Source organism: Spirosoma liriopis (assembly GCF_023196085.1).
GTDB classification, from domain to species: domain Bacteria; phylum Bacteroidota; class Bacteroidia; order Cytophagales; family Spirosomataceae; genus Spirosoma; species Spirosoma oryzicola.
The window spans coordinates 43,789-55,475 of sequence record NZ_JALPRF010000013.1; the positions used below are offsets into that span (position 1 = coordinate 43,789).

Below are 11,687 nucleotides of genomic sequence, written 5' to 3' on the forward strand. Positions count from 1 at the left end.
CTCTTTTCTTCCATTATCTGTTCCAATGAATCGAATCTATTTGTCGGTATTGTTGAGCCTGCTCACACCGTTGCTGGTGTGGGCGCAGACTCAGCAGCAACGTTACCCACTCATTCCCTACCCAACATCGCTTACCCCCGCGCAGGGTGAGTTTACGATCACCGCTCAAACCGCGCTGATCGTTCAGGATAGCCGGTTCCGTAACGAAGCGGACCAGCTCGGCCAACTCCTGCAACCGAGTCTAGGAAAATCGCTCAGCCCGCGCGGCAACGGCACCAAAATCATCCTTCAGCACGACCCGGCGATCACCCAGGCCGAAGGCTATAGCCTGACCATTACCCCGCAGCAGGTAACCCTGAAAGCGGCTCAACCGGTTGGTATGTTTCGGGCCGTTCAGACCATCCGTCAATTATTGCCGATTAGCATCGAACAGAAGATGGCGAAGCCGGTTCCGTCACTGACGCTTCCGGCGGTGCAAATTCAGGACCAGCCTGCTTACGCCTGGCGGGGTATGCACCTTGATGTTTCGCGGCATTTTTTCTCAATGGATTACCTGCATAAATTCGTTGATCGGCTGGCTCTTTACAAGTTCAATAAGTTTCACCTCCACTTGACCGACGATCAGGGCTGGCGCATCGAGATTAAAAAATACCCTAAACTGACGAGCGAAGGGGCCTGGCGCACGTTCAACAACCAGGATTCGGTGGTCCTGAAACGGGCCCCTACCAATCCTGATTTCGATTTACCCAAGCAGTTTATCCGGCAGCAGAACGGCAAAACGCAGTACGGTGGTTTTTATACGCAGGACCAGATGCGTGAACTGATCAGGTACGCAGCCGCCCGGCATATCGAGATCATCCCAGAAATTGACATGCCCGGCCACCTGACAGCCGCTATTAAAGCGTACCCATCTCTGAGCTGTACCGGACAGGAAGGCTGGGGTAAAACGTTTTCGGTTCCCATTTGCCCCTGCAACGAACCCACGTATGCATTTACGGAAGCCGTACTAAGCGAAATTATTGCCTTGTTCCCGAGCCAGTACGTGCACATCGGTGCCGACGAGGTAGAAAAAACGACTTGGGCGCAATCACCCGCCTGTCAGGAGTTGATGAAGCGGGAAGGCATCAAAAACGTCGAAGAACTACAAAGCTACTTTGTCCACCGGATCGAAAAATTTGTCCAGTCGAAGGGCAAGAAACTCATGGTGTGGGACGACGCACTCGAAGGCGGCCTCAAGCCGTCTACGGCGGTTATGTACTGGCGTAGCTGGGTGAAAGATGCCCCCCAGAAAGCCGCTCAGAATGGCAATACGGTTGTTATGACGCCTGTTAGTACGCTTTATTTCGACAATCCGCCGGGGATTCAATCCGTCGAGAACGTGTATAATCTGGCCATCGTGCCACAGGGTGTACCCGCTAATCAGGTGAACCAGTTTATCGGTGGACAAGCCAACATCTGGACCGAATACATCCCAACCGAAAACCGCGTCGATTACATGAGCATGCCCCGCATGACGGCGCTCTCGGAAGTGGTTTGGACTAATCACCCGGACTACGCATCGTACCAGCAACGGTTACTGTCGCACTTTCTACGGATGGAACAGATGGGTATCAAATACCGCCTGCCCGATCTGACCGGCTTTACCGAAGAAAACGTCTTCGTTGACAAGGCTACGCTGCGCATCAAAAAGCCGTTAGCAAGTTACGCGTTGCGCTACACGACGGATGGCAGTCAGCCCCAACGCAACTCCCCCGAGCTGCCGGCCAGCCTGGATATTACCCAGCCACAGACGGTCAAGGTAGCTGCGTTTACGCCATCAGGCGTGCAGGGAGACGTTTACTCACTGCGGTATCAGCAACAGTCGTACGCTACGCCGGTTACAGCCGCGAATCCACAAGCGGGTTTGCAGGCCAGTTACTACAAAAAAGCGTTCCGCAATACGAAAGGCATGAACGGACAAACCACCGACAGCACGTTCATCATTCATAACCTTGTCGTGCCTAAATCGGTCAACGCACCGAGTTTTGGTATTCAGTTTCGCGGGTATTTGACGGTACCCCAAACAGGTGTTTACAGCTTTTTCTACACCTGCGACGACGGCGGTGTTCTGCGCATTGCCGACCGGCTGGTGGTTGACAACGACGGGAATCACGCGCCTATCGAAAAAAGCGGTCAGGTCGCCTTACAACAGGGTGCTCATCCTTTCGCAGCGGACTTTATCGAAGGCGGTGGCGGCTTTACGCTCAAGCTCAAATACAGCCTGAACGGTAGCGAGCCGATGGACATTCCCGATAGCTGGTTTTCGCATTGATAACGTTCTTCGCTGTAAACGCAGCAGTTTAAGTAAGTAGCAGGCTGGCTCAACGGATTGGGCTAGCCTGTTTTGTTTCCCGACCGAATTAAATTGCTTTCTAAAACGTCATGACTGCCCCCGGTGTGACAAATGATGGACAAACAAAGACGCTTTTTGGTCGTGGTGTCGGTTTCTCAAAACCGACTCTTGGCGTCAGCAATTTGTGTCGGTTTTGAGAAACCGACACCACGGACACGCCGATACCACGCGGGTGGCCCTCGCTACGTTACAGCGATAAACTTTATAGACCGAGCAGGTCGTTGTCTTATCTGCTTTGCAATTTTTTTTAGATTGCGTCACTCGTTCTAGCTACCCTTGTGAAAAACACGCCCGTCACCATTAAGGACATTGCCCGATCGCTCAACATTTCGGTCTCGACCGTTTCCCGCGCCTTACGGGGAATGCCTGAGATTCATCCGAATACCCGGAGTGCGGTGATGCGTCTGGCCGAGGAACTGGACTATCAGCCGAATCAATTGGCGAAAAATCTGGCGAAAAGCCGCACCCGGACCATCGGCGTTATCGTGCCGAACCTGAGTTATTATTTTTTTTCGGCCATGCTCAACAGCATCGAAGAATCGGCGTTGCAGGCGGGTTACAGCGTGTTGGTTTGCCAAACGAACGAATCGTATTTACGGGAGATTACCAACATTCAGAACCTGATGCGTAGTCAGGTCGAAGGCTTTATCATCTCCCTGTCGCGCGATACCGACAACTACGAACATGTCGAACGGCTGGCCCGTAAACATATTCCGCTGGTGCTTTTCGACCGCCACGCCGAAAGCATCGACGCGTCTAAAGTAATCGTTGATAACCAGGCTGCGGCCTTTAAAGCGACGGAGCATTTGATCGAAAACGGCTGTCGGCGTATCGGGTTTCTGGCGGGGCCTCCTCAGCTGCTGCTCAGCAATCAGCGGGTGGCTGGCTACCGGGAAGCGCTGGCCAAACACGGACTAAGCGTCGGCGATCAGTACGTTGTGCACTGCGATTACACGCACGAAAACACGATCATGCAAACATTGACGCTGATGAGCCTACCCCAGCCCCCCGATGGTGTCGTTATGATCAGTGACCGGGTCGCGTTTCCAGCCATGTACGCCATGAATCAGAAAGGACTGCGCATTCCGCAGGATGTGGCCGTTGTTAGCTTCAACAACGAGCCGGTTTCGGCTTTCTTTTCGCCCGCGCTCAGCAGCATCAGCCAGCCCATTCAGGAGATGGGTTCCGAAACGGTGCGTCTGCTGATTAATCAGTTAGATGCCTCGGACGATATGCCGGTGGTCAAAGAAACAAAAATTATGGAAACGCAATTGATTGTACGCGCATCGTCAATGCGCGGCTAACGCTTCACGTCTAAGGGATAAAATAGCCTAGATTGTGCTTGATTTCCTTTAAGACAAACGTACTGTTGAGCACACCGATATTTTCAATCTGCGACAGTTTGTACTTTACAAAATCGTGGTATTCGTTCAGGCTACCAACGTGGATTTTGAGCAAAAAGTCCACCTGGCCGGCCATGTGGTAGCACTCCTGTACCTCCTCCAGCTTCTGCACTTCCTCTTCAAATTTGTCAATGAACGCTTTGTCGTGGTAACGCATCGACACCTGACAGAACGTTGTTATGGGCTGACCCAACAGCCCTTTGTCCAGCACAGCGACGTACTGTTTGATAAAACCAAGCCCTTCCAGACGCTTGATCCGCTCGTAAACCGGCGACAAAGTAAGGCCCAGTTGCGCAGCCAATTCCTTTGTTGTCAGCTTCGCGTCCTTCTGTAATAGCCGTAGTAACTTCTTATCGGTTTCGTCGATTAATTCCATGCCGAAAATTTTTCTATTGAGTGTAATTGTCCCCTATCTACACCCGTAAATATAACTGGTTTTATTACCATATACCATAATAATAACGGATTTTACAAAGATCTATCTATTTATTAACGGCAAATATAACTTTGCAGAAGAAATAGTTGCCTCATCAACGGACACTTCATCAACAACTATTTCGCTTGTTACATACGTTTCCTTAGCATTCATTGACGATGAAACGAGAAACTATTTTAGTAATTGGCGCAAACGGACAGATCGGCACGGCGTTACTGCCCCGGTTACAGGATTCGTTTGGTTTGAACAACGTTATTGCGGCTGATTTACGAAGACCGCAGTCTGAACACGGCCCCTTTGAATTACTCGACGCAACGAAGCCCGATGCGCTGACCGAAGTGGTTCGGCGGCACCGGGTAACGCAGATTTATCACCTAGCCGCTGTACTGTCGGCCAAAGGGGAAAGTGACCCGCTCTGGGCCTGGAATTTAAACATGCAGACCGCCCTCAACGTGCTCGAAGTAGCGCGGCTGCATAAGGTAAAAAAGGTATTTATTCCGAGTTCGATAGCGGCTTTCGGCGACCACGCCCCTAAGTACGAAACCCCACAAAACGCGTTTCTGGACCCCTCGACGGTGTACGGTATCAGCAAAGTAGCCACTGAAAACTGGTCGCTTTATTACCACAACCGCTACGGTCTGGATGTTCGCTCGTTGCGCTATCCCGGCGTGATCAGCTACCAGTCTATGCCCGGCGGTGGTACTACCGATTACGCGGTATCTATTTTCCACGAAGCCGTTCAGGGACATTCGTTTGAGTGCTTTCTGGCCGACGATACGCGGTTGCCCATGATTTACATGGACGATGCGCTACGGGCAACGCTGGAACTGATGGAAGCCCCCCAGTCGCAAATCAGCGTTCGGACCTCGTACAATCTGGCGGGTATGAGCTTTACGCCCGCCGAGCTGACAGCTGCCATCCAGACGTACTTCCCGGATTTTGTTACGCGCTACAAGCCTGATTTCCGGCAAGCCATTGCCGACTCATGGCCGAAAACCATCGACGATTCGGTGGCCCGGCAGGATTGGGGCTGGAAACCCGCCTTCGATCTGGCCCGCATGACGCACGACATGATTACCAACCTGACAGCCGTTTACCAACCGCTCGTCTCAATCCATTAAACAACATGTACGGAACGATCAAAGAACAACTTCAGCAGGAGCTGAATACCATCAAAGAAGCCGGTCTGTATAAATCAGAACGCATTATCGTCTCCCCTCAGTCGTCGGTGATCGCCATCCACGACGGTCGGGAAGTACTGAACTTCTGCGCCAACAACTACCTGGGCTTGTCTTCGCAACCCGACGTGGTGGCGGCTGCCCACGACACCCTCGACACGCACGGATTTGGTATGTCGTCGGTGCGATTTATCTGTGGAACACAGGATATTCATAAAGAGCTGGAACGCCGGACCGCTGAGTTCGTTGGAGCCGAAGATTGTATTCTGTACGCAGCGGCTTTTGATGCGAACGGGGGCGTATTCGAACCGTTGCTGAACGAAGAAGACGCCATTATCTCCGACGAGCTAAACCACGCGTCGATCATCGACGGTATCCGGTTGTGCAAAGCCAAGCGGTTCCGTTACAAGCACAACGACATGGCTGATCTGGAAGCGCAGCTAAAAGCGGCTTCGTCGGCCCGCCGGACGCTCATCGTAACCGACGGCGTCTTCTCGATGGACGGCACCATTGCTCAGCTGGACAAAATCTGTGATCTGGCCGATCAATACGGTGCGATGGTGATGGTTGACGAATGCCACGCCAGCGGCTTTATGGGCAAAACTGGTCGCGGAACGCCCGAATACCGGAACGTGCTGGGCCGCATCGACATCATTACCGGAACCTACGGCAAAGCCCTGGGTGGTGCGTCGGGTGGGTTCACAGCCGCGCGTAAGGAAATTGTCGAACTACTCCGTCAGCGGTCACGTCCTTATCTGTTTTCCAACACATTAGCTCCGGCTATCGTCGGCGCATCGCTTAAAGTACTCGACATTCTAGAAGGTTCGACGGCCCTGCGCGATAAGCTGGAAGCCAACACGCGCTACTTCCGTGAAGCGATGACAGCCGCCGGATTTGACATTCTGCCCGGCGAACACCCTATTGTGCCGATCATGCTGTATGACGCACCACTCGCGCAGGAATTTGCGGCTCGGCTGTTGCAGGAAGGCATTTACGTCATTGGTTTCTTCTACCCGGTAGTCCCGAACGGCAAAGCGCGGATTCGCGTGCAGATTTCGGCGGGTCACGAACCGGAGCATCTCGAACGGGCGGTAGCTGCGTTTACGAAAGTAGGCCAGGAACTGGGCGTTCTTGCCGAAGCATAACCAACAATAATACCTACTACCTCCTCTATTTTAACGAACGAGCCACCCCGACTGTCGGGGTGGCTCACCTTTTTAGCGCAATGCCGTGCCTGAAAACAAGTAGTAGTCACCCTAAAAAAGCTTTAACCGGATAGCCTCAACTTAGTCAATCATGTTTAGAATAGGTTATTCATCATTTCTCGTTTTGCTGGCTTCGGTTGGCTTCGTCTGTGCTCAATCCCGCAAGCCGCTCTACACCTTTCCCCTCGGCGTCGAATCGTACACCTACCGGGCGTATTTTCCTAAAAGTGTCACCGCTACGCTGGATACCATCAAAGCCCTGGGCTTTACCGAGCTGGAAGGGGGCGCTCCCAAAGGCGTAACCACCGAAGAATTCAAGAAAATGCTCGACGAACGGGGTATCAAGGTTCCGGCAACGGGCGCTGGCTATGAGCAGATCGTGAAAGATCCGGAAAGCGTTATCAAAAATGCCAAACTATTGGGTGCTTCGTACGTCATGGTCGCCTGGATACCGCACGAAAAAAACAACTTCACCATCGACAACGCCAAGAAAGCCGTTGAGGATTTCAACCGTGTGGGCAAAATTCTGAAAGACAACGGTCTGACGTTCTGCTACCACAACCACGGTTACGAGTTCGGTCCTTATCAGAACGGTACTCTGTTCGACTACCTCGTTCAGAACACCAAGCCAGAATACGTATCGTTTGAGATGGATATTCTCTGGGCTACACACGGCGGAGCCGATCCGGTCAAGCTGCTGAACAAGTACGGTAGCCGCTGGAAACTAATGCACCTGAAAGACCTCAAAAAAGGTATCAAAGGCGATCTGAGTGGTGGTACCCCTCCCGAAAACGACGTAGTGCTAGGACAAGGCCAAATCGATATGCCAGCGGTATTGAAGGCCGCTAAGAAAGTTGGCATCAAGCATTATTTCATCGAAGACGAAAGCAACCACGAGGATACGCAGGTTCGGCAAAGCATTGCCTATCTGAAAGGTTTAACCGAATAGCATCCCGGATGTAGTATAGTTCTCAACTTCCCGAAAGCACCTAACTTTCGGGAAGTTGCCTTTTTAGCCTGTAACCATGACCATTCGTTGTGTCCGTTATCTAACCGTTTTTATAAGTCTGTTTACGTGTCCGCTTTTTGGCCAACCCATTACCGGCAAAGGCGACCGCATTAGTGGCCTTAACTTCGCGACCCGTAGTCCGGTGCTGGGCAAGCATGGCATGGTGGCAACGAGTCATCCGCTTGCTACGCAGATCGGCCTAGACGTGCTGAAACAAGGCGGTACCGCTATCGACGCAGCCATTGCCGCCAACGCTGCGTTGGGCGTTATCGAACCGAACAACGGCGGCATTGGGGGCGATTTATTTGCCATTGTCTGGTCAGCGAAGGACCGGAAACTGTACGGCCTGAATGCAAGCGGACGTTCACCAAAAGGATTGTCTTACGAGACGTTGAAAGGGTTACTGGGCAAGCAGACGCAGATACCACTCTACGGTCCCTTGTCGGTTTCGGTTCCCGGCGCGGTCGATGGCTGGTTTGAATTACACAAGCGTTTCGGGAAATTACCCGTTGCCGCCTTACTCGCCCCAAGCATTCGCTACGCCCGCGAAGGCGTTCCGGTTCCCCAGGTAATTGCGTATTCCTGGCAGGTTGCCGCTCGTCGGTTAGCCGACAATCAGGCCGTCGTTTCTGAATTTGAGAATTTCCGTAAAACGTTTCTGATCAACGGAAAAGCGCCGGTCGAAGGACAGTTATTTCGGAATCCAGACTTAGCCAATACCTACGAAAAAATTGCCGCTAATGGTCGGGATGGCTTTTACAAAGGGACAGTGGCCGAAGCGATTGACCATTACGCCCGCCGAACGGGATTATACTTGCGCAAAGACGATCTGGCTAATCACAAAAGCACCTGGATTGATCCGGTTTCGGTAAACTACCGGGGCTACGATGTCTACGAGCTACCGCCCAACGGTCAGGGGATTGCCGTGTTGCAGATGCTCACCATCCTGGAAGGCTTTGACCTAAAAAGCATGGGGCACAACAGCGCGGATTATCTACATGTGTTGGTTGAAGCCAAGAAGTTAGCCTTCGAAGACCGGGCGCGGTACTATGCCGATCCCGACTTTTCAAAGATTCCCGTAGCCGCTTTACTGAACAAAGACTACGCAGCTCGTCGACGCAAATTGATCGACCCCAAGAAAGCTGCCGAGCGCATCGATGCCAACGATCCGACCTTGCGCGCGGGCGATACGGTGTATTTGACCGCAGCCGACGATCAGGGAAATATCGTCTCGCTGATTCAAAGCAACATGCTTGAGTTCGGGAGCGGCATGGTACCCGACGGGTTGGGCTTTGTCTTTCACAACCGGGGCACGAGCTTCAACATGCAGCCCGATCATGCCAACCACTACGCGCCTGGTAAGCGCCCGTTCAACACGATCATTCCGGGTTTCGTTACCAAAAATAAAGAACCGTTTTTAAGCTTTGGCGTCATGGGCGGTGCCATGCAACCCCAGGGACATGCACAGGTGCTTTGCAACATCATTGATTTTGGCATGAACGTGCAGGAAGCCGGGGATGCCGCCCGGTTCAGTCATTCGGGTAGTAGCGAACCAATTGGAACGGTTATGAAAGACGGGGGCCGGCTAGCGCTCGAAAGCGGTATAGACAAGACCGTTCGGGATGAGTTGGAACGCCGGGGACACCGTCTGATCGACACCGATTTTTTTGGTGGCTATCAGGCTATTCAGTGGGATAGTCTGAACCGGATCTATTGGGGTGCCAGCGAAATGCGCAAAGATGGGCAGGCCGCTGGCTATTAGCCGTTTATACGCAGTAGTTGTATCATCGTTTTGGTTCTTCTTTACGGTAAAAGCCACGCTTCTCTTGTCTAACAGTCTTTTGCTGATAGCTCAGATACTTTAGAGTCTTCGCAATTCCATGCACGAACAACACCCGATGGTATCGTTCGTTCGATTGATCCAGTAGAATTTAGTAGGAGAAAATGAAGCTTTTTTTAGCCAAAAGTGTTGCCATAGATACAAGCGTGTTCGCCTGACCCATTAGATTACCGATTGCATGTCTGTTCCTCCTAGTTTCTCACCCGACGATGACCATGCGTTATGGCAGCAGTTTCGGGAAGGTAATACCGTTGCGTTGGGTCAGTTGGCAAAAAAGTATTACCAGACGCTTTTTAACTACGCCACGAAGTTTACCAAAGACACAACGTTAATCGAAGATTCGATTCAGGATATTTTCCTGAAGCTATGGGAACATCGCGCTCACCTGAACGACACGCTGTTTGTTAAATTCTACCTGCTAAAAACACTTCGGCATCACTTCATCAAACTCCACCAAAAGCACCTGCCCGTAAACGAAACGTTACAGGGTTGGCTCGACGTAAGTGACGACACGGGAGTTGAAAACCGAATGATCAGTGAAGAAAACTGGCAGCTAACCACGCAACAATTAAAGAACCGCGTAGCCGACCTGTCGAAACGCCAGCAAGAAGCCCTATACCTGCGTTACTACGAAAACCTGACGTACGAACAGATCGCCCAAACGATGGGCATCAATTCGCAGTCCGTTGCCAACCTGCTCCAGAACTCGCTCAAACGGCTCCGCGACCATTGGACCTACCTCCTGCTCCTGTATTATAGCCTGTTTATGTGAACGCTGTAAAAGCGGAAAAATAATTTTACAAAAAAGTAAGTATAAAGCCACCGAAAAGGGATAATCCATTATGTAGAGGCACCTAACTGCCTTTTTCAATGAAAGATTATCAATTCTTCGAGTTTGACGATTTTTTAGAAGACGTTGCTTTCCGGCGTTGGGTTTTTAACCCGCTCCCGCAGGATGACATCTATTGGGAACAGTGGCAAACGGATCATCCAGCCCAAAAAGCGACTATTCAACAGGCTCGTCAGCAGCTACTGACGATCAAGGGGAATCTACTGCTGCTTTCTGACGAGCATATTGATCAGAAAGTAGCGCAGTTGGTTCAGCGGGCGCAAGCTATGCCGGGGAACGAAGAACCTACCGCACCGATTGTCCGGCGGATCAGTGCAACCTGGTATTACATGGCGGCTTCGGTAGCCTTGCTGCTTGGTTTGTTGTGGCTCTACCAGACTCAGTTAAACCCAGAATCGTCAACCCCAAACTCCTATGCACACTTACTCGAAAGCGCTACTCAGCCGCTTGTGGAGGTAGAGAACAGTGGCTCGCAGCCCAAAAAGGTGACTCTCTCCGACGGAAGTACCATCGTCCTGTACAAAAACAGCCGTCTCAGCTACCCCAAGCAGTTCAATACCCAAACGCGTGAGGTGTACCTGACAGGCGAAGCTTTTTTCCAGATCCATAAAAATCCGGGAAAACCGTTTCTGGTCTACGCCAACGAGCTAGTCACCAAAGTATTAGGCACCAGCTTTTTTGTCAAAGCGTACGAGAAAGACCAGAACGTTTCGGTAACCGTCCGGACGGGCAAGGTTTCGGTTTTTGCCCAGGCGGATAAAGACGCGGGCATTCAGAAAACAAGCCGGGAGTTAGGCGGTATGATTCTGATGCCGAATCAGCAGGCAACGTGGATGCGGGTCGATAAGCGACTGGTTCGATCCTTGATAGCCCAACCGCTTCGGGTTGACAACCAAATCCTTACTACCGCTTTCGTCTTTAAACAAACACCCATTGCGGATGTATTTGCAGCACTGGAACGGGCCTACGGAGTCGATATCGTCTTTGACGAAGCCCTGATGGCCAACTGCACCCTAACCGCCCGGCTGGATGATGAATCGCTCTACAAAAAACTGGAATGGATCTGTGCCGGAACCGAATCCAGCTACGAGGTAGTAGACGGTCAGATTATTATCACGAGTCAGGGATGCCAGTGAGTTCATGGTTTGTAAGCGCCTATTCGCCAACCAGCGCTACAATCACTAACTAGATTCAAAAACCAACCAATAAAACCCAGAACCACCTATGACATAAATCGCCACAGCTTGATTACCACCCAATGACAAAGGCCGCCGGTGTTGCAGCACCGACGACCCGTAGTGCATCCGTACAATGTCGCCAAACATTGGCCTCGCCGAGGCTAACGGAACTTTGTTGCCAATTCCAGAGAATTAA

General features: G+C 51.7%; 9 protein-coding genes. 8 read left to right on the forward strand and 1 reads right to left on the reverse strand.

Annotated elements, in window-relative coordinates; translation table 11 throughout:
• The first annotated feature begins 25 nt into the window (after positions 1-25).
• Both M0L20_RS29035 and M0L20_RS29040 read left to right on the forward strand, forming a co-directional pair.
• On the forward strand, positions 26-2,311 hold the full coding sequence (locus tag M0L20_RS29035) for a family 20 glycosylhydrolase (RefSeq protein ID WP_248480766.1): 2,286 nt from the start codon (positions 26-28) through the stop codon (positions 2,309-2,311).
• A 359-nt stretch (positions 2,312-2,670) separates the two neighbouring features.
• A complete protein-coding gene (locus M0L20_RS29040; RefSeq protein ID WP_232562084.1) occupies positions 2,671-3,696 on the forward strand; it encodes a LacI family DNA-binding transcriptional regulator in 1,026 nt (341 codons plus the stop codon).
• Positions 3,697-3,706: 10 nt separating this feature from the next.
• Here the strand turns inward: M0L20_RS29040 and M0L20_RS29045 are convergent, their stop codons facing one another.
• Positions 3,707-4,171, reverse strand: a complete 465-nt coding sequence (locus M0L20_RS29045) for an Lrp/AsnC family transcriptional regulator (RefSeq protein ID WP_232562083.1) — start codon at positions 4,169-4,171, stop codon at positions 3,707-3,709.
• A gap of 218 nt (positions 4,172-4,389) precedes the next feature.
• Between M0L20_RS29045 and M0L20_RS29050 the strand changes: the two genes are divergently transcribed.
• The 6 genes from M0L20_RS29050 (at position 4,390) to M0L20_RS29075 (ending at position 11,449) form a co-directional block, all read left to right on the forward strand.
• Complete coding sequence (locus M0L20_RS29050; RefSeq protein WP_232562082.1) at positions 4,390-5,352, forward strand: NAD-dependent epimerase/dehydratase family protein; 963 nt, start codon at positions 4,390-4,392, stop codon at positions 5,350-5,352.
• Positions 5,353-5,357: 5 nt separating this feature from the next.
• Positions 5,358-6,554 carry a glycine C-acetyltransferase gene (gene kbl / locus M0L20_RS29055; RefSeq protein ID WP_232562081.1) on the forward strand — a complete coding sequence of 399 codons (1,197 nt, stop codon included), beginning with the start codon at positions 5,358-5,360 and terminating at the stop codon, positions 6,552-6,554.
• Positions 6,555-6,705: 151 nt separating this feature from the next.
• On the forward strand, positions 6,706-7,563 hold the full coding sequence (locus M0L20_RS29060; RefSeq protein WP_248480767.1) for a sugar phosphate isomerase/epimerase family protein: 858 nt from the start codon (positions 6,706-6,708) through the stop codon (positions 7,561-7,563).
• Between the two features lie 76 nt (positions 7,564-7,639).
• Positions 7,640-9,385, forward strand: a complete 1,746-nt coding sequence (gene ggt / locus M0L20_RS29065; RefSeq protein WP_248480768.1) for a gamma-glutamyltransferase — start codon at positions 7,640-7,642, stop codon at positions 9,383-9,385.
• Between the two features lie 256 nt (positions 9,386-9,641).
• Positions 9,642-10,235 (forward strand): RNA polymerase sigma factor, encoded by a 594-nt coding sequence (locus tag M0L20_RS29070; RefSeq protein ID WP_248480769.1) that lies wholly within the window; start codon positions 9,642-9,644, stop codon positions 10,233-10,235.
• A gap of 98 nt (positions 10,236-10,333) precedes the next feature.
• Entirely contained in the window at positions 10,334-11,449 is a 1,116-nt protein-coding gene (locus M0L20_RS29075) for a FecR family protein (RefSeq protein WP_248480770.1), read from the forward strand.
• The last annotated feature ends 238 nt before the right edge of the window (positions 11,450-11,687 follow it).